This is a genomic window from Variovorax sp. MHTC-1 (assembly GCF_003984645.1).
Taxonomy (GTDB): domain Bacteria; phylum Pseudomonadota; class Gammaproteobacteria; order Burkholderiales; family Burkholderiaceae_C; genus Variovorax.
In genome coordinates, this window is sequence record NZ_RWKI01000002.1 from 100,427 (window position 1) to 120,959 (window position 20,533).

General features: G+C 68.2%; 20 protein-coding genes. 9 read left to right on the forward strand and 11 right to left on the reverse strand.

What is annotated here, in order from left to right:
• Positions 1 to 110: 110 nt before the first annotated feature.
• The 3 genes from EJI01_RS03805 to argS form a co-directional block, all read right to left on the reverse strand.
• Entirely contained in the window at positions 111 to 755 is a 645-nt protein-coding gene (locus EJI01_RS03805; RefSeq protein ID WP_126835794.1) for a thiol:disulfide interchange protein DsbA/DsbL, read from the reverse strand.
• An 84-nt stretch (positions 756 to 839) separates the two neighbouring features.
• Entirely contained in the window at positions 840 to 1,559 is a 720-nt protein-coding gene (locus EJI01_RS03810) for an SPOR domain-containing protein (protein WP_126835795.1), read from the reverse strand.
• 9 nt (positions 1,560 to 1,568) lie between these two features.
• Positions 1,569 to 3,242: an arginine--tRNA ligase gene (argS, locus tag EJI01_RS03815; RefSeq protein ID WP_126835796.1), complete on the reverse strand. Its 1,674-nt coding sequence runs from the start codon at positions 3,240 to 3,242 to the stop codon at positions 1,569 to 1,571.
• A 132-nt stretch (positions 3,243 to 3,374) separates the two neighbouring features.
• On the opposite strand from argS, the gene EJI01_RS03820 reads away from it, so the two are divergent.
• A complete protein-coding gene (locus tag EJI01_RS03820; RefSeq protein ID WP_126835797.1) occupies positions 3,375 to 3,671 on the forward strand; it encodes a PsiF family protein in 297 nt (98 codons plus the stop codon).
• Positions 3,672 to 3,726: 55 nt separating this feature from the next.
• Here the strand turns inward: EJI01_RS03820 and EJI01_RS03825 are convergent, their stop codons facing one another.
• From EJI01_RS03825 to EJI01_RS03835, 3 genes are read right to left on the reverse strand one after another with little or no spacing between them, the layout of a single operon-like run.
• Positions 3,727 to 5,760 carry a spermidine synthase gene (locus EJI01_RS03825; protein ID WP_126835798.1) on the reverse strand — a complete coding sequence of 678 codons (2,034 nt, stop codon included), beginning with the start codon at positions 5,758 to 5,760 and terminating at the stop codon, positions 3,727 to 3,729.
• A 7-nt stretch (positions 5,761 to 5,767) separates the two neighbouring features.
• Positions 5,768 to 6,226 (reverse strand): DUF2214 family protein, encoded by a 459-nt coding sequence (locus EJI01_RS03830; protein ID WP_126835799.1) that lies wholly within the window; start codon positions 6,224 to 6,226, stop codon positions 5,768 to 5,770.
• The gene (locus EJI01_RS03835) at positions 6,223 to 7,182 is read right to left on the reverse strand and encodes a LysR family transcriptional regulator (protein WP_126835800.1); all 960 of its coding nucleotides are present in this window, start codon (positions 7,180 to 7,182) and stop codon (positions 6,223 to 6,225) included. Before EJI01_RS03835 ends, EJI01_RS03830 begins: the two co-directional genes overlap by 4 nt.
• Before the next feature lie 85 nt (positions 7,183 to 7,267).
• Between EJI01_RS03835 and EJI01_RS03840 the strand changes: the two genes are divergently transcribed.
• Genes EJI01_RS03840 through EJI01_RS03855 form a run of 4 tightly spaced genes read left to right on the forward strand, consistent with a single transcriptional unit; the run spans position 7,268 to position 10,671 of the window.
• Positions 7,268 to 8,224, forward strand: a complete 957-nt coding sequence (locus tag EJI01_RS03840; RefSeq protein ID WP_260602313.1) for a chromate resistance protein — start codon at positions 7,268 to 7,270, stop codon at positions 8,222 to 8,224.
• Positions 8,221 to 9,594 (forward strand): chromate efflux transporter, encoded by a 1,374-nt coding sequence (chrA, locus tag EJI01_RS03845; RefSeq protein WP_260602314.1) that lies wholly within the window; start codon positions 8,221 to 8,223, stop codon positions 9,592 to 9,594. The genes EJI01_RS03840 and chrA overlap by 4 nt, the downstream gene beginning before the upstream one ends.
• A 10-nt stretch (positions 9,595 to 9,604) precedes the next feature.
• Positions 9,605 to 10,216, forward strand: a complete 612-nt coding sequence (locus tag EJI01_RS03850) for a rhodanese-like domain-containing protein (RefSeq protein ID WP_126835802.1) — start codon at positions 9,605 to 9,607, stop codon at positions 10,214 to 10,216.
• Positions 10,213 to 10,671, forward strand: coding sequence for a chromate resistance protein ChrB domain-containing protein (locus EJI01_RS03855; protein ID WP_126835803.1), 459 nt, complete (start codon positions 10,213 to 10,215; stop codon positions 10,669 to 10,671). Before EJI01_RS03850 ends, EJI01_RS03855 begins: the two co-directional genes overlap by 4 nt.
• 9 nt (positions 10,672 to 10,680) lie before the next feature.
• On the opposite strand, the gene EJI01_RS03860 is transcribed toward EJI01_RS03855, so the two are convergent.
• Together EJI01_RS03860 and EJI01_RS03865 are read right to left on the reverse strand one after the other, a co-directional pair.
• Positions 10,681 to 11,874, reverse strand: coding sequence for a CaiB/BaiF CoA transferase family protein (locus EJI01_RS03860; protein ID WP_126835804.1), 1,194 nt, complete (start codon positions 11,872 to 11,874; stop codon positions 10,681 to 10,683).
• Positions 11,867 to 12,799: a hydroxymethylglutaryl-CoA lyase gene (locus EJI01_RS03865; RefSeq protein ID WP_126835805.1), complete on the reverse strand. Its 933-nt coding sequence runs from the start codon at positions 12,797 to 12,799 to the stop codon at positions 11,867 to 11,869. Before EJI01_RS03865 ends, EJI01_RS03860 begins: the two co-directional genes overlap by 8 nt.
• 94 nt (positions 12,800 to 12,893) lie before the next feature.
• On the opposite strand from EJI01_RS03865, the gene EJI01_RS03870 reads away from it, so the two are divergent.
• Positions 12,894 to 13,634 (forward strand): IclR family transcriptional regulator, encoded by a 741-nt coding sequence (locus tag EJI01_RS03870; protein WP_126835806.1) that lies wholly within the window; start codon positions 12,894 to 12,896, stop codon positions 13,632 to 13,634.
• A 5-nt stretch (positions 13,635 to 13,639) separates the two neighbouring features.
• Here EJI01_RS03870 and EJI01_RS03875 read toward each other — a convergent pair whose 3' ends face one another.
• Positions 13,640 to 14,593, reverse strand: a complete 954-nt coding sequence (locus EJI01_RS03875) for a Bug family tripartite tricarboxylate transporter substrate binding protein (protein ID WP_126835807.1) — start codon at positions 14,591 to 14,593, stop codon at positions 13,640 to 13,642.
• A gap of 28 nt (positions 14,594 to 14,621) precedes the next feature.
• Complete coding sequence (gene hisC / locus EJI01_RS03880; RefSeq protein ID WP_126835808.1) at positions 14,622 to 15,617, reverse strand: histidinol-phosphate transaminase; 996 nt, start codon at positions 15,615 to 15,617, stop codon at positions 14,622 to 14,624.
• Positions 15,618 to 15,822: 205 nt separating this feature from the next.
• Between hisC and EJI01_RS03885 the strand changes: the two genes are divergently transcribed.
• Positions 15,823 to 17,997: a malate synthase G gene (locus EJI01_RS03885; RefSeq protein WP_126835809.1), complete on the forward strand. Its 2,175-nt coding sequence runs from the start codon at positions 15,823 to 15,825 to the stop codon at positions 17,995 to 17,997.
• Positions 17,998 to 18,672: 675 nt separating this feature from the next.
• Here the strand turns inward: EJI01_RS03885 and EJI01_RS03895 are convergent.
• Complete coding sequence (locus tag EJI01_RS03895) at positions 18,673 to 19,365, reverse strand: ProQ/FINO family protein (protein WP_126835810.1); 693 nt, start codon at positions 19,363 to 19,365, stop codon at positions 18,673 to 18,675.
• Between the two features lie 183 nt (positions 19,366 to 19,548).
• Here EJI01_RS03895 and EJI01_RS28630 point away from each other — a divergent pair, with 183 nt between their 5' ends.
• Together EJI01_RS28630 and EJI01_RS03905 are read left to right on the forward strand one after the other, a co-directional pair.
• Entirely contained in the window at positions 19,549 to 19,848 is a 300-nt protein-coding gene (locus EJI01_RS28630; RefSeq protein ID WP_185878806.1) for a proteophosphoglycan ppg4, read from the forward strand.
• A 76-nt stretch (positions 19,849 to 19,924) separates the two neighbouring features.
• Complete coding sequence (locus EJI01_RS03905) at positions 19,925 to 20,533, forward strand: L,D-transpeptidase (RefSeq protein WP_260602315.1); 609 nt, start codon at positions 19,925 to 19,927, stop codon at positions 20,531 to 20,533.

Sequence of the window (20,533 nt, forward strand, 5' to 3'; positions counted from 1 at the left end):
CTTGCTGGGCGATTGTATGCGGCCTCATGGATCCGGCTTTCGCCGGCGGATGAAAAAGCCCGCCGAAGCGGGCTTCCTGCAGAGTGCCGCGAACGGCGAAAGAGGGCCTTTTATGCGCTCTTGCGCGCTTCGCCGACCAGGAAGTCGGTGACCTGCAGTGCGCGGTCCATGCTGCGCGCGAGTTCGCCGTCCGTATACCACCTGCCCGCAATGCCCATCGAGGGCACGCCGGCCACCTGGTAGGCCTCCTGCAGCTGCTTGGCGCGCTGGATCTTGCTCGCGACGGTGAAGGACTTGAAGTTCTCGGTGAACTTGGCCTTGTCGAGGCCGTTGGCCGCGGCCCAGTCGATGATCTGCTGCTCGCCCGAGAGATTCTGGCGCTGCTGGTGGATCGCGGCGAACACCTTGCGCTGGTATTCGTCGACCTTGCCCATCGCCTCCAGCGCGTAGTAGAGCCGCTGCTGCGGCTGGAAGCTAGGCTGGAAGGCGACCGGCACGCGCCTGAAAGACACGTGGGCAGGCAGCTTCCTGATCCAGGTCTCGAGCGTCGGCTCGAAGGCGTTGCAATGCGGGCAGCTGTACCAGAAGAACTCGATCACCTCGACCTTGCCGGCCGGCGCGTCGACCGGCACGCGCTTCTCGAGCACCGCGTAGTCGGTGCCTGCCTTGGGCGCGAGCGCCTGGGCATGCGAGGATGAGGCGAAGGGAAGAAGCCCCAGCGAAGTGGCGGCCAGCGAAAAGTCACGACGTTTCATATTAAGAAGTTCTCCTGTGCGGCTGACAGAGCCCGCGGCTGGCCCGGAGTTCCCGGCCTGCGAAGGCGATGAAGAATGAAAAACTCAGCGCTGGACGCGCACCAGGGCGGATTCGAGGCCACCGCCGTCGAGCCGTTCCTTGAGCCGGTCCGCATCTTCCTTCTTGTTGAAAGGCCCCGCGCGCACGCGGTAGACCGTGCGGCCGGCCTGCTCGCGCTCGGTGATGCGCGCTTCCACGCCCATCAGCGAGAGCTTGGCGCGCTGCGCCTCGGCGTCGTCGGGGGTGCGGAAGGCGCCGGCCTGCACGAAATACATGAAGGGATCGGTGCTGGCGCTCGGCGGCGCGATAGCGGCGGTGGTGCCGGGGTTGGCGCCCGAACGTGCCCGCGCGAGATCGCCGATGGGGTCGTTCGACGGCGGCAGCGCGTTGGCTTCGGCCGGCAGCGGCGGCCGTGCGGCGCGCTGTTGCTGTTGCTGCTGCGCGCCGGGCGGCACCACCACGGGCACTGGCGCGGTCGGCGGCGGCGTGGTCGTCCCCGCCGTGGCGGGCTGGGGCGGTGCAGGCGTCGCGGGCGCCTGCGGGCGGGCGGCACCCGCCTTGCCGGCGAGCGGGCCGTTGGGGTCCCAGTCGCGGTTCTTGCGGGCCTCGGCCTCGTCCTGCTCGGGGCCGCCGCGCTGGGTCTTGGTCATGAAGGGGATCGGCACCTTGGTCACGTAGACCGCGATGCCCAGCGCCACGCCCAGCCCCAGCACCAGGCCGACGATCAGCCCGATGACGATGTTGCCGCTCTGTCTTTTAGTCATGTTTCGAAATCACATCTTGCGCGGCGCGCTCACGCCGAGAATTGCCAGCCCATTGTGCAGCACCTGCGCGGTCGCCGCGACCAGCGCCAGGCGGGCCCGCTTGACCGGCTCGTCGTCCACCAGGATGCGCTCGGCGTCGTAGTAGCTGTGGTAGCAGGCGGCCAGTTCGCGCAGGTAGAAGGTGACGTCGTGCGGCGCGAAGTCCTTGGCCGCGGCCGCGAGCATGTCGGGGTACTTGGCCAAGAGCAGCAACAGCGCCTGCGCAGCCGGGCTTTGCAGCGGCGCGAGGTCGACATCCGCCAGCGCGGCCGAATCGCCGCCCCAGGCGGCCAGCACCGAGCAGATGCGCGCATGCGCGTACTGCACGTAATAGACCGGGTTGTCGTTGTTCTGCGCCAGCGCGAGATCGATGTCGAAGGTGTATTCGGTATCGGGCTTGCGGCTCAGGAGGAAGAAGCGCACGGCGTCGGTGCTGGTCCACTCGATCAGGTCGCGCAGCGTCACGTAGCTGCCGGCGCGCTTGCTGATCTTGACCTCCTCGCCGCCGCGCATCACGCGCACCATGGTGTGCAGCACGTACTCGGGGTAGCCGGCCGGGATGCCGACGTTCGCGGCCTGCAGGCCGGCACGCACGCGCGCGATCGTGCCGTGGTGGTCGGTGCCCTGGATGTTGACCACCTCGCCGAAGCCGCGCTCCCACTTGGCGATGTGATAGGCGACGTCGGGCACGAAGTAGGTGTAGCTGCCGTCGCCCTTGCGCATCACCCGGTCCTTGTCGTCGCCGTAGTCGGTCGACTTCAGCCACAGGGCGCCATCCTGCTCGTAGGTCTTGCCGGCCTCGACGAGCCGCTTCACCGTCGCCTCGACCCGGCCGCTGGTGTAGAGGCTGGATTCGAGGTAGTAGTTGTCGAAGCGTACCTGGAAGGCCTTCAGGTCCAGGTCCTGCTCGTGGCGCAGGTAGGCCACGGCGAACTGGCGGATCGAGTCGATGTCGTCGACGTCGCCGCTCGCCGTGTACTCGCGGTCGTCGGAGCGCACGGTCTTCTTCGCCTTGAAGTCCTCTGCGATGTCGGCGATGTATTCGCCGTTGTAGGCCTGCTCGGGCCACTCGGCATCGCCCGGCTTGAAGCCCTTGGCGCGCAGTTGCGTGCTGGTGGCCAGCGTCTGGATCTGCACGCCCGCGTCGTTGTAGTAGAACTCGCGCCACACCTGCGCGCCCTGCGAGGCGAGCAGGTTGCAGATCGCGTCACCGAGCGCGGCCTGGCGGCCGTGGCCCACGTGCAGCGGGCCGGTGGGGTTGGCGGAGACGAACTCGACCAGCACACGATCGCTGCGCGCGGGCTGGCGGCCGAAGGCCTCGCCCGCGGCCAGCACCTCGCGCACCACCTGCTGCTTGGCAGCGGTCTTGAGGCGGATGTTCAGGAAGCCGGGGCCGGCGATCTCGATGGCATCGACCCACTGCGCGAAGGCCGGGGTGGCCTTGAGCGCGGCGCTGATGTCCTCGGCCAGTTCGCGCGGCTTGCGCGCCAGGGGCTTGGCGAGCTGCATCCCCGCGGTGCTTGCGAGATCGCCATGGGCCGCGACCTTGGGCGATTCGAACGCGGCTTTGGCGCCGGCGCCGGGCGAGAAGGATTCGAGCGTGTTCGCGAGCGCCGCGAGCAGCTCCTGTTTGACCAATAGCATCGCGGGATTTTACCGGGGGCAAACCCGGGCGCTCCTTGCAGGTGGCGGTCATCCGCAGCGCGGCCACAATCGTTAACAATTGTGGCCCAGTCTCGGGCTGCCTTTACCACTCTCAGCAAGGACGCGCACACCATGAAGAAGCTCCTCTCGATCGTTGCTGCAAGCGCCTGTCTCTGCATCGGCTTCGCGCATGCACAGGACAAGGCCCCGACGGCCCAGCAAAGCAAGATGGCAACCTGCAACAAGGATGCCGGCGACATGAAGGGCGACGAGCGCAAGGCCTTCATGAAGACCTGCCTCTCGGCCAAGCCGGTGACGCAGCAGGACAAGATGAAGAGCTGCAATGCCGACCCCAAGGCCAAGGCCCTGAAGGGTGACGAGCGCAAGGCCTTCATGAAGGAGTGCCTCTCGTCCAAGCCGGCTGCCTGAGCGCAGCATCATTCATCGAAAGACCCCCGCAGGCTCCGCCTCGCGGGGTTTTTTGTTACTTCAGTACCCCGAACAGGTTGTTGAAGTCATCGGTCCAGGGTTTGAGCCCGGCGATCGGCGGGATGGGGGAGGTCGCGCCGCGGATCGGCTCGCGCATCAGGGCCTGCGGGTCGCGCGACACCAGCACCCAGTCGGTCGAGTCCAGGTTCGTCGATTTCTCGGGCTGGTCCTCCACCAGCACTGCATGCAGACCCTTGGCCAGCGCGATCTTCTCGACCACCGGTGCCAGGGCGAGGTAGCGGTTGCTCACGTGAAAGGCAATCACGCCGCCGGGCTGCATGTGGCGCAGATAGACATCCATCGCCTCTGCCGTGATCAGGTGGATCGGTATCGAGTCGCCCGAGAAGGCGTCGACCGCGAGCACGTCGAAGCGCTGCGGGCTCTCGCGCTCCAGCGCGAGCCGGGCGTCGCCCAGCACCCGCTCGATGCGCGCCGCGCTGTCGGCCAGGAAGCTGAACTCGCGATCGGCCAGCTCGAAGACCAGCGGGTTGATCTCATAGAACCGGTAGACGTCGCCTGGCCGGCCGTAGACCGCCAGCGTGCCGGCGCCGAGGCCGATCAGCCCGAGGCGGCGCGGGCCTGCCGGCGCGGCGGCGATCGCGCGTCCGATACCCGAGGTGGGCCCGTAGTAAGTCGTTGGCTCGCGGCGCAATGCGGGCGCGAGGTACTGCTCGCCGTGCTTGATCGAGCCGTGAAAGAGCTTGCGCATCGGCCCCTTCGCACCGCTGCGCGTTTCGGTGGTGAGCAGCGCGCCGTAGAAGTTGCGCTCCATGTGGAACAAGCCGACCGCATCGCGCTTCACCTGCTGCGCGAGGAACCAGGCGCAGCAAGCGGCCAGCGCCAACGCGGCCGCGATGCCGATGCGCCTCGCACGCCACAGGATTGCCGCGACGAGCGCGCACAGCACGAGGCCGATGCCCAGTTCGTAGTAGGCCGGCAAGACATGCGGCGCGACCAGTCCCACGCTCACGCCGCCGACGGCGCCGCCAAGCGAGAGCATCAGGTAGAAGCGCGTGAGCCAGGCCGCTGCAGGACGCACGCGAGCCATCTCTCCGTGCAGAAACATGCACAGGACGAACAGGCCGACGACGTAGATCGGCAGCGCGGTCTTGATGTGGGTGCCGATGCGGTGCTGCAACCCGAAGGCGCACAGCAGGAGCATCGCCGCGGCCAGCGGCAGGAACACGCGGCGACGGTACCAGCGGTCGCTCTCGAAGGTGAGCACGAAGGTCAGCAGGTAGACCGACAGCGGCAGCACCCACAGGAAGGGGATGGCCGCCACGTGCTGCGTGATGTGGTTGGTGATGGCGAGCAGCAGCCAGGAACCGAGCGCGGGCAACGCGAGCCAGAGCAGGTAGTCCGTGCCGCGCGGCTTCGCGGCCGGCGCAGCGGCAGCGGCCGGCGCGGCCACCGCCTGCGTGGGCGTGGCCCACTTCCGCGAAACATACAGCGTGGTGCCCGCGCACAGCAGCACGAACACGGCATAGCCTGCCGACCAGCCCCAGGCCTGGTGCAGCAGCGTGCTGCGCGGTTCGATCAAGAGCGGGTAGCTCAAGAGCGAGACCAGCGAGGCCAGGTTCGAGAGCGAAAAATAGCGGTAGACCTGCGCGCCCCAGGGCGTGCGCGCGACCCAGGACTGCACCAGCGGGCCGGTGGTGGAGAGCAGGAAATACGGCAGCCCGATGGTGCCGACGAGCAGGCCGAGGATCCACAGCGTCGGGTCTTCGGTACCGCTCGGCTTCCAGCGCGCGCTGGTCACGATCGGCAGGAAGGCGAGGCTCGCGAGCAGCAGCGCGACATGCAGCCGCGCCTGCGCACGCACGCCGAGCCGGCGCGCGATCCAGTCCGAGTAGGCATAGCCTGCCAGCAGCACGACCTGGAAGAACACCATGCAGATCGACCACACCGCGGCCGAACCGCCGAACCAGGGCAGGATCTGCTTGGCGATCAGCGGCTGGACCAGGAACAGCAGGAAGGCACTGGCGAAGATGGTGCCGGCGAACAGTGCCTTGACGCTGCCCGGCCCCATGGGCGCTTCAGCCTCTTGCGCCGAAGCCGCGCGCCAGGAACACGGCGACCAGCGGGATCAGCACGAGCACGTGCGCCTGGATCATCACCAGCCGCCGGGTCTTCTTGATCTCGGCCTCGCTCGGCAGGGTGCCGGCGGAACGCAGCGTCTTGCGCCAGCGGAGGTAGGTCAGCGTCGGGAAGATCGAGATCACGCCGATGATGATGAAGAGCGTGAGCTTCACGTGCAGCAGCGGATTGGTCCAGTACCAGGCGGTGCCCTTCATGCCCCACCAGGTGCGCGCGACGCCGGTCGCGAGCACGGCGATGGCAGCGAAGCCGTAGACCATGTCGACCTTGGCGAGGCGCTCGACCACCGCGGCATTGAGCCACTGCACGCGGCACAGCGCGGCTTCGCTCGAGATGAAGACCACCATCGTGAGAATGGCCAGGATGTGCAGGTAGGCAAGGATCGCTTCGAGGGTCATCGTGGTTTTTCCTGTTGGTTCGACTGCGCAGCGATTGTGCCGCCCCAGAATTCCGGCCGCGCGTACTGCGCCTTCAGAAAATCGAGCCACAGCCGAACCCGCAGCGGCAGGTGCTTGGCGTTGGGGAACACCGCGTAGATGCCGTTGGGCGGCGCCGCGAACTCGTCGAGCAGCGGCACCAGCAGGCCGGCGTCGATTTCGGCCTCCACCTCCCAGGTGCTGCGCCAGGCGATGCCGTGGCCGGCCAGGCACCAGTCGTGCAGCACTTGGCCGTCGGAGCAATCGAGCGGGCCGGTCGGCTTGAGGAAGATCACTTCGTGCTCGCCGCCCGCGGTCGGCACGCGAAAGGTCCAGCCGCGGGTCTGCGATGCGTCGCTCGACAGGCTGAGGCAGGCGAAGCGCGCCAGCTCGCCCGGATGCCGCGGCGCGCCATGCCGGCGCACGAACTCGGGCGTGGCGACGCAGCGGCGACGGTTGTCGGCGAGGCGCAGGCTCACCAGCGAGGAGTCCGGCAGGTCGCCCACGCGCACGGCGCAGTCGTAGCTCTCGCCCGCCACGTCGATCACGCGGTCGCTGAGGTTGAGCGAGATCGTGACCTCCGGATGCAGCGCGTGGAAGCGCGGCACCAGCGGCGCGACATGACGCCGGCCGAAGCCCGCCGGCGCCGTCACGCGCAGGTGGCCGGCGGCCTTGACGCCGCCGGCGCTCACGCTGGCCTCGGCATTCGCGAGCTCGACCAGCAGGCGCTGGCAGTCCTCGAGGAAGGCGCTGCCCTCGTGCGTGAGCGTGATGCGGCGCGTGGTGCGCAAGAGCAGCTTGACGCCCAGCCGCTCTTCCAGCGCATCGAGGCGCCGGCCCATGATTGCCGGCGCCACGCCCTCGGCCTTGGCAGCGGCCGTGAGGCTGCCGCGGGTGGCGATGGCGACGAAAGATTCGAGCTGTTTGAGTCTGTCCATGGCGGGCGTCAATGATGCATGCGCTGCCGGCGGCGCCAACCCCCAGCTCCGATTTTTGATATTGATACTACATTGTTTGTAGCGTATGCTACTCATCATGTGGGCCATCCTGATCGTCACCCTTCCGACCCAGCCGAACGCGGTGCGCCTGCGCATCTGGCGGGCGCTCAAGGCGCTGGGCTGCGCGGCGCTGCGCGACGGCGCCTACCTGCTGCCCGACACGCATGCATCGGTCCTGGAGTCACTGGCCGCCGAGGTGCGCGAGCACGGCGGCACGGCATCGGTGATGACGCTGTCGCCGCGCGACGAAGCCCAGCGCGTCGAGGTGCTGGCGCAGTTCGATCGCACCGATGCCTATGCGCAGTGGCGCGAAACCGCGACGGCGCTGCAGCTCGAACTCGAAGGCCTGGCCGAAACCGAGGCCAGGCGCCGGCTGCGCGGCGTGGCCGACGCGCTGCAGGTCTTGCGCGGCATCGACTACTACCCCGGCCAGGCCGCCGAGCAGGCCGAGTCCGAACTGCTGGCGCTGCGGCGCACGCTCGACGCCAGGTTCTCCAAGGGTGAACCGCAGCCGCGCCCGAACGACGGCATCGAGCGGCTGGATCGGGCCCGGTTCCAGGGCAAGCGCTGGGCCACTCGCGCACGCCCGTGGGTGGACCGGCTGGCCTGCGCCTGGCTGGTGCGGCGTTTCATCGACCCAGCGGCCGAGTTCGTCTGGCTGGACGGAGGCCGCACCCCGGTTCGCACGCCGCGCGGCGCCATCGGCTTCGACTACGACGGCGCGCGCTTCACCCACGTCGGGACGCGCGTCACCTTCGAAGTGATGGCCGCAAGCTTCGGCCTGGAATCCGATCCGAGGCTGCAGCGCGTCGCCGGCGCGGTGCACTACCTCGACGTCGGCGGCATCCCTGTGCCCGAAGCGGCCGGGCTGGAAGCGGTACTGGGCGGCCTGCGCGAAGTGCACGCCAAGGACGACAAGCTGATCGCCGCCGCGGCGGCCGTATTCGATGCGCTGTATGCGGCGCCGGGAGCATCTTCGTGAGCGCCACTTTGGAGAAAGCGGGCGAGGCGATCGCCGCGCCCGACCCTGTCAGCTTCGGCGAGGCCTTCCGCTTCTGGCTCAAGCTCGGCTTCATCAGCTTCGGCGGGCCGGCCGGACAGATCGCAATCATGCACGCCGAGCTGGTCGAGCGTCGGCGCTGGATCAGCGAGAAGCGATTTCTGCACGCGCTCAACTACTGCATGCTGCTGCCCGGCCCGGAGGCCCAGCAGTTGGCCACCTACATCGGCTGGCTGATGCACCGGACCTGGGGCGGCATCGTCGCCGGCGCCCTGTTCGTGCTGCCTTCGCTCTTCATCCTGATCGCGCTGTCGTGGATCTACCTGCGCTTCGGCGACGTGCCGGTGGTGGCCGGCATCTTCTACGGCATCAAGCCGGCCGTGACGGCGCTGGTGCTGCACGCGGCGCACCGCATCGGCACGCGCGCGCTCAAGAACCCGTGGATGTGGGGCATCGCGGCGGCAGCCTTCGTGGCCATCTTCGCTTTCGACACGCCCTTCCCGGCCATCGTCCTCGCGGCCGGGCTGATCGGCCACTTGGGTGCGCGCTGGGCGCCCGCGGTGTTCGCGCTCGGCGGCGGCCACGGCAGCCAACAGCAGAGCTACGGAGCGGCGCTGATCGACGACGACACGCCGACACCGGCGCACGCGCGCTTCTCGCGCCGCCACCTGGCGAAGCTGCTGGCCATCGGACTGGGTGCGTGGGCGCTGGCGATGGGCGCGCTCGTCGCCACGCAGGGCCTCGAGGGCACGCTGACGCAGATGGGCTGGTTCTTCACCAAGGCGGCGCTCGTGACCTTCGGCGGCGCCTACGCGGTGCTTCCCTATGTCTACCAGGGCGCGGTCGAGCAGCACCATTGGCTCAGCGGCGCGCAGATGATCGACGGCCTCGCCCTGGGCGAGACGACCCCGGGTCCGCTGATCATGGTGGTGGCCTTCGTGGGCTTCGTCGGTGGCTGGGCGAAGCAGGTGCTGGGAGCCGACGCCCTCTTCCTCGGCGGGGCGCTGGCTGCCACGGTCGTCACCTTCTTCACCTTCCTGCCGTCCTTTATCTTCATCCTGGCGGGCGGGCCGCTGGTCGAGTCGACCCACGGCAAGCTGGGCTTCACCGCGCCGCTGTCCGCGATCACCGCGGCGGTGGTCGGCGTGATCCTGAATCTCGCGCTGTTCTTCGCCTACCACGTGCTGTGGCCGCAGGGCTTCGGCGGCCGCTTCGATCTCGTCTCCGCCGTCATCGTGGTGATCGCAGCCATTGCCTTGTTCCGCTTCAAGCTCGGCGTGATGCCGCTGCTCGGCGCCTGCGCGCTGGCGGGGCTCGCCGTCACGTTGGGCAGGCCGCTGCTTTTTGCCTGAGGAGAGTTCCATGGATGCATCCGTACTGCCCCCACCGATGGCGCTGGCCCTGGCCGCCAGCTTCGGCAGCGTCGAGCGTTGGCGCGAGGAGTTCGTCGCGATGGGCAAGGCGCTCGGCGAAGCTTCCGAGCGTGTACTGCTGGTGTTCCAGCCGCGCGAGGGCAGGCTCGTCAATCAGCCGACGCCCGGCGGCGGCATGGCGATCCTGGCCGTCGACAAGGCGGACGACATCGAAGCCTTTGTCGCCGGCATCGACTGGAATCCGGTCTACGAGCGCTATCAGGAGGCCGTGCACGCTGCGAGCGAAGCGTTCGGCGCGGAGCAGGACGAGGTCACGGGCGCGCTGCTGCTCGACGTGCGCCGTGCCGGCGTGTTCGAGCAGGCGCCGTCGATGATTCCCGGCGCCCGTTGGCGCGACCCTGCGGCGGTCGGCCGTTGGGCCGGCGAGTTGCCCGCCGATCGCGAGGTGATCGTCTATTGCGTCTACGGCCACGAGGTCGGGCGTTCGACCGCGATGCGCCTGCGCGCCGCAGGCCTGAAAGCGCGCTACCTGCGCGGCGGCATCGACGGCTGGCAGGCCGCGGGTCGACCGCTTGCCGGCAAGACGGGAGCAGCATCATGAAATGGGTCACCCGCGAACGCCCGAAGATCGATCGCATTGCCTGCCCCTGGCTGATCCTGCGCTTCATCGACCGCGAGGCCGAGTTCCTCTACGTGCCGGCGCCCGAAGTGCTGCGCGTGGCCGCGGACACCGGTGCCACGTCCTACGACATCCCCGGGGTGGAGATGAGCCACGTCGGCGACCTGTGCAGCTTCGACGCCTTCCTGGCGAAGTACCGGCTCGAAGAGCCGGCGCTGCACGCACTGGCCGAGATTGTGCGTGGCGCCGACACGTCCCGGCTGGACCTCACGCCGCAATCGGCGGGGCTGTACGCGATCTCGCTGGGCCTGTCGCGCGTGCTTGCAGACGATCACGAGATGCTGCGCCACGGCCTGGTCATGTACGACGCACTGTATGCGTGGTGCCGCGAGGGGCGCGACGAAACCCACAACTGGCCCCCGCGGCTAACGGGCTGAGTCGCGGGTTCAGTCTCCGACCGTGATGTCCTGCGCCTTCAGTTCGGCGAGCTGCGCGTCGCTGTAGCCGACTTCCTTCAACAGGGCGCTCGTGTGCTCGCCGAGCAGCGGCGGCTGGATGCGGACCCCCGGGCGTTCGCCGCCGAGCGTGAAGGGCATCAGCGGCACCTTGGACATGCTGCCGTCGTTCATCCGGATCGGCGCCAGGCCGCCGGTGGCGTTCAGGTGCGGATCGTCGAACAGCTCCTGCGGCTTGGTGATGGGCGCGAAGGGCAGCTCGTTCTTCTCGAACACGGCAGAGAGTTCGGCCGCGCTGTAGCCGGCCAGGTGCGAGCGCAGCATCGGCATCATCCAGTCGCGCGCGAGCACGCGGTCGTTGTTGGTCGCGAGGCGCGGATCGGCCAGCATCTCCTCCAGGCCGAAGGCCTTGCAGAAGATGGTCCACTGCTTGTCGCTGACGGCGGCCAGGAAGATCTGCTCGCCATCCTTGACGGTGAAGACGTCGTACACCGCCCAGGCCGAGATGCGGCTCGGCATCGGGTCGGCCGCGCGGCCGGTGGCCGCGAACTGCATCATGTGCTGCGCGACCAGGAAGATGTTGTTCTCGAACAGCGCCGACTGCACCTCGCAGCCGCGGCCGGTCTGCTCGCGCCGGCGCAAGGCGGCCATGGCGCCGATGGCGCCGAACATGCCGCCCATGATGTCGTTGACGCTGGTGCCGGCGCGCAGCGGGTCGCCGATGCGGCCGGTCATGTAGGCCAGGCCGCCCATCATCTGCACCACCTCGTCGAGTGCGGTGCGGTGGTCGTAGGGTCCGGGCAGGAAGCCCTTGTGGCTCACATAGATGAGGCGCGGGTTGAGCTGCTTCAGGCTCTCATAGTCCAGCCCCAGCTTCCTCATCGTGCCGGGCTTGAAGTTCTCGCTCACGATGTCGGCGGTGGCGACGAGGCGCAGCGCGGCCTCGACGCCCGCGGGCTTCTTGAGGTCGAGCGCGATGCTCTTCTTGTTGCGGTTGAAGGTCGGGAAAAAGCCGGCGCCGGAGCCCAGCAGGCGCCGCGTGGCGTCGCCTTCGATCGGCTCGACCTTGATGACTTCGGCGCCGAGGTCGGCCAGCAGCATGCCGCAGGTCGGGCCCATCACCATGTGGGTGAACTCGACGACGCGGATGCCTTCGTAGGGCAGCGAAGCGGTGCTTTCAGACATGTGCTTTTCCTTGGATGAAGCCCTTGGGCAGGCCCGCCTCGGGCGTCATGCCGTAGACCGGCTCGCCCGGCAGGCCGGCCATGAGCGGCGCGCGCGCCGCGATGAGTTTTTCGATGTCGATGCCGGTGGCGATGCCCATGGCCTCGAACATGAAGACCAGGTCTTCGGTGACCACGTTGCCCGATGCGCCGGGCGCGTAGGGGCAGCCGCCGAGGCCGCCGAGCGAGGCGTCGAAGGTGCGCACGCCCTCTTCATATGCCGCGAGGCAGTTGGCGAGGCCCAGGCCGCGCGTGTTGTGCATGTGGGCGGCGCCGGCCTTGTCGCCGAGCTCGGCGCGCAGGCGTTTGAAGAGTCGGCGCACCTGCGCCGGATTGGCATAGCCGACGGTGTCGGAGAGGCCCGATTCGTCGGCGCCGGCGGCGATGCATTGCGCGGCCAGTCTGATCACTTCGTCCTCCGGCACCTCGCCTTGCAGCGTGCAGCCGAAGGCGGTCGAGATGCCGGCTTCGAGCTTGACCTGCGGCGCGATCTCGCGGCGCAGATCGGCGATGGCGCGCACCTCCTCGACCATCTCCTCGCGCGTCTTGCGCACGTTGGCCAGCGAATGTGCAGCGCTGGCCGACACCGGCATCGTGAGCTTGTGCACGCCCGCGGCGAGCGCGGCTTCGGCGCCGCGGCGGTTGGGCACCAGCGCCATCACCGTGAGGCCGGGCAGCGTGACCGCATGGCGAACCACCTCGGCGGCATCGGCCATCTGCGGCAGCAGGCGGGCCGGCACGAAGGACGCAACTTCGATCTCGCGCACGCCGGCGGCGTGGAGCGCATCGATCCAGCGCAGCTTGTCTGCCGTGGGCATCGTCGCCTCGACGGATTGCAGGCCGTCGCGCGGACCGACCTCGCTGATGAGGACGGCGGGGCTTGTCATTGGGCTTGTCTCCTTGACAGTTCTGCCTAACAGAACTAAATTCTGTTTTACAGAATTAAACCGCAGCAAGCGCAGCACTGTCAAGCCGAAGCCCATGCCCCGCAAAGCCCATACCGAATCGGTTTCCGACCTCAACGCCGCGCCCGGCGGCGCGGCCGCGGTCGATCGGGCGCTGAGCCTGCTCTCGGCCTTCCAGCCCGGCGACGAGGCGCTGACGCTGGCGCAGTTCGCCGAGCGCACGCAGCTCTACAAGAGCACCGTGCTGCGCCTGCTCGCCTCGCTCGAGCATGCGCGGCTGATCCGCCGGCAGGAAGACGGCCGCTATGCGCTGGGCGCGGAAATCGCGCGGCTGCACGGCCTCTACGCGGCCTCGCTCTCGCTCGACCGCATCGTGCCGCCGGTGCTGCGCGAACTGGTCGCGGCGACCGGCGAGAGCGCGGCATACCACGTGCGCCAGGAACAGGGCGACAGCTGGGCGCGCCTGTGCCTCTACCGCGTCGATTCATCGCACGTGGTGCGCGACCACGTGCGCGCCGGCGACCTGCTGCCCAACGACCGCGGCGTCGGCGCGCGCATCCTGATCGCCTTCGGCCCCGAGGCCGAGCGTCCGCGCGGCCCCAAGGAGCGCAAGCTGTACGACGCGATACGCGCGCAGGGCTACTGCGCGATGGTCGGCGACCGCTCGGCCGAACTGGGCGGCATCTCGGCGCCGGTGTTCCATGCCGACGGCCGACTGGCGGCGGCGCTCACGCTGACCATGCCGGCGCACCGCTACGACGAGGGGCACATCGAGCCGGTGCGCGCCGCCGCGCGACGGCTCACGGGACAGGTCTGAGCACCCTATTCAGCCTTGAAGCCCGAGGCCTTGATCGGTGTCTCCCAGCGCTTCAGATGCGCTGCCTGGATCGCCGCCAGCTCCGCCGGGCCGGCACGCGCCGGCACCAGTCCCAGGTTGTAGATGCGCTCCTGGATCTCGGGCGCGCGCAATGCGTCGGCCACCGCGCGATCGATACGCTGCACCAGCTCCGGCGCCATTCCCGGCGGGCCGTAGAGCCCGAAGAAGGCATCGGCAGTGATGTCGATGCCGGACTCCTTGAGCGTGGGGACATCCGGCAGCGCCCTGCTGCGCTGCGCGCCGGTGACGGCCAGGATGCGCACCTTGCCGGCGCGGTGGTGCTCGATGGTTTCCACGGCCGTGTCGACCATCAGCGGCACCTGGCCGCCGATCAGGTCTTGCGCGGCCGGCGCGCCGCCGCGGTAGGCCACGTGCGTCATCGGAACGCCGGCCGCCTGCGAGAGCAGCAGGCCGGCGAAATGCGGCACCGTGCCCGCGCCCGAGGTGGCGTAGTTGGCCTTGCCGGGATTGGCCTTCATCCAGGCCAGCACCGTCTTCAGGTCCCCCGGCGGCGCCCCCGGTCCGGCAGTGACGGCGAAGTCGAAAGTGCTCGCGAGCGAGATCGGGGTGAAGTCCTTCACCGTGTCGTAACCCAGGTTCTGGTAGAGCCACGGGTGGATCACCAGCGCGCCGCTGGGCGAGAAGATCAGGGTGCTGCCGTCCGGCGCGGCGCGCTTGGTTTCGGCCAGGGCCAGCCGGCCGCTCGCGCCCGGCTTGTTGTCGACGATGACGTTGTGGCCGAGCGAGACACGCATCTTGTCGGCGAGGAGGCGCGCGACCACGTCGGCCGATCCGCCCGGCGGGAAGCCGATGAGGATGCGGGTGCTTCGTTCCTGCGCCAGGGCCAGGGGTGCGGCCAGCGCGACGGTGGTCAGCGCTGCGAAATGACGGCGTTTCATCGGGAGTCTCCTCGGGTGTCCGCAGGAATCAGCGCGCCGGCGCGTTGTCGCGCAGCGCAGCCAGCACGGCCTCGTTCTGCTCGGCCAGGCCGACGGTGATGCGCAGCCAATGCGGCAGGCCGTAGTTGTCGAGCAGCGAGACCTCGATGCCGGCGGCCAGCAGGCGCGCATGCACGGTACGCCCCTCGCCGACCTGCACCATCAGGAAGTTGCCGGACGAGGGAATGGAGGCCAGCCTGAGCTCGTGCAGCCCGTTCGCGAGTTGCGCCCGCCCGATGGTATTGAGCTGGTAGCTGCGGGCGAGGAAGACCTCGTCGGCCAGTGCCGCCACCGCCGCGGCCTGGGCCGGCGTGCTCACGTTGAAGCGCGGCCGCTGCGCATTGAGGCGCGCTGCCAGCGCCGGCTGCGCGACGCCGTAGCCGATGCGCAGCCCGGCCAGGCCGAAGGCCTTGGAGAAGGTGCGCGCCACGATCAGGTTGGGGAAGCGCCGCACCCAGCCGATGCTGTCGTAGCGCTGCGCCGGCGCGAGGTACTCGGTGTAGGCCTCGTCGAGCAGCACCGTGACGTGCGCCGGCACCGACTGCAGAAATTCGAGCAGCGGGCCCGCTTCGATGAAGGTGCCGGTGGGATTGTTCGGATTCGCCACGAAGACCAGCCGCGTGTCTTCGACGATGGCCGCCCGCATGGCAGCCAGGTCGTGGCCGAAATCCTGCGCCGGCACCACGGTGCTGCGTGCATGGGCGTGGGCGGCAGCCTGCGCGTAGACGATGAAGCCGTACTGCGAATAGACGATGCCTTCGCCGGGCTTGACGCTCACCTGCGCAGCCAGCTCGAGGATCTCGCTCGAGCCGCTGCCCAGCGTCAGCCAGTCCATCGGCACGTCGAGCCGCGCCGACAGCGCGTGCTTGAGCGCGATGCCGTTGCTGTCGGGATAGTTGCCTGCGCCTTCCAGCGCTGCGGCGGCTGCGCGGCGCGCCGATTCGGGCATGCCGAGCGGGTTTTCATTGGAGGCCAGCAGGATCATCGCGGCGGATCGTAATTATTTAAGAAGTTAAATTATCCGAGGCATGTACATCGCTCCTATCAGGGCCTACCCTTTGAACTGAAGCTTCGGCGGGCCACGATTACCTTCAATTTGGTCATTGATAAAACCCGCTTTCGACTCTTACTGATCAGCCAGGTATCGAATAAAGTCGTTGGCTGCATTCGATTTCAAGGAGTAAAGAACCATGACCGCCCGCACCACCGTCCACGGCCTCCAGGTCGCCGACGAGCTCCATCGCTTCATCGAAGACCGGGTGCTGCCCGCCACCGGCGTGGCCAGCGAGACCTTCTGGAAGGGCTTCGACGCGATCGTCGACGAGCTCGCGCCGAAGAACATCGCGCTCCTGGCCGAACGCGACCGGCTGCAGGTCGAAATGGACGCCTGGCACAAGGCCCACCCCGGCCCGATCGCCGACATGCCGGCGTACCGCGCCTTCCTCGAGAAGATCGGCTACCTGCTGCCGCAACCCAAGGACGTCAAGGCGACCACCGCCAACGTCGACGCCGAACTCGCGCTGCAGGCCGGCCCGCAATTGGTGGTGCCGATCCTCAATGCGCGCTACGCGCTCAACGCCGCCAACGCACGCTGGGGCTCGCTGTACGACGCGCTCTACGGCACCGATGCGATCCCCGAAACCGGCGGCGCCGAGAAAGGCAAGGGCTACAACCCGGCGCGCGGCGCCAAGGTGATCGCGTTCGCGCGCGGCGTGCTCGACCAGGCGGCCCCGCTCGCGAACGGCTCGCACAAGAACGCGACCGGCTACTCGGTCAAGGACGGCCAGCTCGTGGTGGCTCTGCAAAGCAGCAGCACCCACCTCGCGGACCCGGCGCAGTTCGTCGGCTACCAGGGCGACGCGGCGGCGCCGAAGTCGGTGCTCGTCAAGCACAACGGCATCCATATCGACATCCAGATCGATCGCACGACCGCGATCGGCAAGACCGACCCCGCCGGCATCAGCGACGTGGTGCTCGAAGCCGCGCTCTCCACCATCCTCGATCTGGAGGACTCGGTGGCCGTGGTCGATGCCGCCGACAAGGTGCTCGCCTACGCGAACTGGCTCGGCATCCTCGAGGGCACGCTGACCGAGGAAGTCGCCAAGGGCGGCAAGACCTTCACGCGCGGCCTGAACCCGGATCGCGAATACACCGGCGCCGACGGCCGGCCGGTGAAGCTGCACGGCCGCTCGCTGATGTTCGTGCGCAACGTGGGCCACCTGATGACCAACCCGGCCATCCTCTACGGCGGCGGCAAGGAGATTCCCGAGGGGATCATGGACGCGGTGATCACCACGACCATCGCCACCGTCGACCTCAAGCGCAAGGGCAACTCGCGCACCGGCTCCGTCTACATCGTGAAGCCCAAGATGCACGGCCCGGCCGAGGTGGCCTTCGCGAGCGAGCTCTTCGGCCGCGTCGAAGCCATGCTGGGCCTGCCGGCCAACACCGTGAAGCTCGGCATCATGGACGAGGAACGCCGCACCAGCGTCAACCTCAAGGCCTGCATCGCCGAGGCGGCCGCGCGCGTGGCCTTCATCAATACCGGCTTCCTCGACCGCACGGGCGACGAGATGCACACTGCCATGCGCGCTGGCCCGATGCTGCGCAAGGGCGACATGAAGACCACGCCGTGGATCCAGGCCTACGAAAAGAACAACGTGCTGGTCGGCCTCTCGTGCGGCCTGCGCGGCAAGGCGCAGATCGGCAAGGGCATGTGGGCCATGCCCGACCTGATGGCCGCGATGCTGGAACAGAAGATCGGCCATCCGAAGGCCGGTGCCAACACCGCCTGGGTGCCCTCGCCCACCGCCGCAACGCTGCATGCGCTGCACTACCACCAGGTGAGCGTGGCGGATGTCCAGAAAGAGCTGGAGAAGATCGATGCCAATGCCGAGCGCGACAACATCCTGGGCGACCTGCTCAAGGTGCCGGTGGCGCCGGAAGCGAAGTGGAGCGCCGAAGAGCGCCAGCAGGAGCTCGACAACAACGTGCAGGGCATCCTGGGCTACGTGGTGCGCTGGATCGACCAGGGCGTGGGCTGCTCCAAGGTGCCCGACATCCACAACATCGGCCTGATGGAAGACCGCGCGACGCTGCGCATCTCGAGCCAGCACATCGCCAACTGGCTGCTGCATGGCGTGGTGAGCAAAGAGCAGGTCGACGCCACCTTCCAGCGCATGGCGGCGGTGGTCGACGGACAGAACGCCGGCGATCCGCTCTACCAGAACATGGCCGGCAACTTCGCGAGCTCGGCCGCGTACAAGGCGGCGCAGGACTTGGTATTCAAGGGCATCGAGCAGCCGAGCGGGTACACGGAGCCGCTGTTGCATGCCTGGCGGTTGAAGGTGAAGGCAGGCGGCTGACTTGTTGTCTTTTCTCCCTCCCCTTCCGGGGGAGGGTTGAGGTGGGGTGGGGGCTCTTGGGCCTTTGAATCGTTACTGTTCTTTGGTGAGTCCGGAGCCGGGTCTCGCCCCGGCGGGCGACTCACTTTCTTTTGCTTCGCCAAAAGAAAGTAAGCAAAGAAAAGGCGACCCCACTGTGCGTGTCCCTCCACTTCGTTCCGGGCAACCTGCGGTGCTCGCTTCAGGCAGGGTCCGCGCAAACTCGCTGAGCTCAAACACGCGCGGCCCTTTATCCGCCTGAAGCTGCGCTCCTCGGCACGCCCAGAGGGGATTGAACAAGTACGCGCCATGGCGCGTACTTGTGTGGGGGGGCGGCTGTTGGTATTCAACCGGCCGAGCGAAGCGAAGGCCCGAGCCACTCCCCTCTGGCTGCGCCGAGGAGCGCAGCTTTTCGCGGATCAGGGCTCGCGATTGTCTGAGCCGAAGGCGAGTTCGAGCGAGACCCCGCGAAAAGCGAGCACCGCAGGTTGCCCCGGAGCGAAGCGCAGGGGTCGCAGAGGGGTCGCCTTTTCTTTGCTTACTTTCTTTTGGCGAAGCAAAAGAAAGTAAGTCGCCCGCCGGGGCGAACTCCCGTCTCCAGCCTCCACTCAAGCGCGACGTTCAAATCAAAGGCCGAAGTGCCGGAGAGGAAGGGCGCTATGCGGTGCTCCCCCGCGCGCGCTCCAGCGTCCGCCCTACCTCCGCCGGATCCATCCCATACATCTCCGCGAACTCGGCCACGCTGCGCCCGCTGGCTTCGAAGGCACGCAGCAGTGCCTCGCGTTTCGCGGTGCGCGCGCCCAGCTCGGCGAAGGCCTCGTCGAGCACCGCGTTCGATGCCTCGTCGCTCGAGCGCACGACGAGCATGTATTCCTCGCGCGAGAGGCCCGAGGCCTCGATGGCTTCGACCAGCCGCGCGCGCAGCTTGGGACGCAGGTCTTCGTCGGTGCGAGCCTGGCGCCGGCGGAACACTTCCAGGATCGCGTGGTGCACATGCTCGGGCGCGACATCTTCCACCGGCACGCCGTTCAGGTCGTGGCGCTTCTCGCCTGCGGCCACGGCCTCGAGGTAGCGCGTGGAGCGGGCATGGAGGCCGAGCGCGATCTTCAGCTCCTCTTTCTTGAATTCGTCCGGGTGCAGCGCCAGCAAGTCCTGGAACACGCCGAGCTTGAGCGGCAGAAAACGCGCGCCGAACATCTTCGGGTAGAGCTCGAACAGGCGTTCGAGCACCGGGTTGACCTTGCGCGCGCGCGGCGGCGCTTTGCCCCCCTTGTCCTGGGGCTGGGTCTTGCGGCGAGGGCGGCTGCCCTCCTTCTTGGCGGCAGTCGGTGCGGGAGCGGTGTCGGTCATCAAAAGACTTTTTTCTCGAATTGGTTGCCCCGGACTGTACTGCCGCGCCGGTGCCCTCCTACAGGACTGCGCGTCGGGTGCCGACCCGGCGGATGCACAAGTGGCGCCTAAGTTGGGCACAGCTGGTCAATCGGGCCGGCGCATTCCATCGGAACCCTCAGTCTGTCCTCAAGGAGCAAACACATGAACGCACGCAAGCATCTTCTCGCCGTCCTCGCGCTGGGCGCCAGCGGCTTTGCCTTCGCGCAAGCCACGCCGCCGACGACTTCGTCGCCCAACCCGGCCACCGCAGCTGGCCAGCAAAGTCCCGCGGGCGGCCCAATGGGATCGACCGGCACATCCGTAGCGCAAGCCCAGACGCCGACAACCCCGGGCACGACCACGAGCCCGACCCAAAGCCAGGCACCTGCAGCCATGCCTGCACCGAGCACCGACACCACGACGCCGGCACCGATGTCTCCGCCGCGCGCAGACCGCAACTGAGGTGCTGCGAGATAGCTTTCGCAACGAGCCGGGCTGCATGCCCGGCTTTTCCGGTCCTCTGTTCGGAGTCGACGCCTTGAAGCGCCTCACCTCTTTCGTCCTTTGTCTGGCGGTCTGCTCGGCCGCCATCGCGGCAGCCGATGCACCCGCGGAGATCGCGCAGTTCGCAGAGCGCGCGGTGGCCACGGGCGACAGCGCCCAGCGCCCGTTCGCGATCGTGGACAAGCGCAACGCGAGGGTGTTTGTGTTCGATGCCGACGGCCGTATGCGCGGCGACGCGCCGGTGCTGCTGGGCCTGGCCCGCGGCGATCGTTCGGTGCCGGGCATCGGCGAACGAAAGATGTCGGAGATCCGGCCCGAGGAGCGCACCACGCCGGCCGGCCGATTCCCCTCCGAGCCCGGGCGCAACATGCAGGGCGAAGACATCGTCTGGGTCGACTACGGCGCGGCCGTGTCGATGCACCGCGTGCGCGCCAACGTCAAGTCCGAACGCCGCCTCGAGCGCCTGGCTTCGCCCAGCGTGGACGACAACCGCATTTCCTATGGCTGCATCAACGTGCCGGCCGACTTCTACGATGCGCATGTGAAGCCCGCGCTCGGCACCTCGCATGGCATGGTGTACGTGCTGCCCGAGACCGCATCCGCCACCGATCTGTTCAGCTTTGTCGCGGCCGATGCGCGCTGA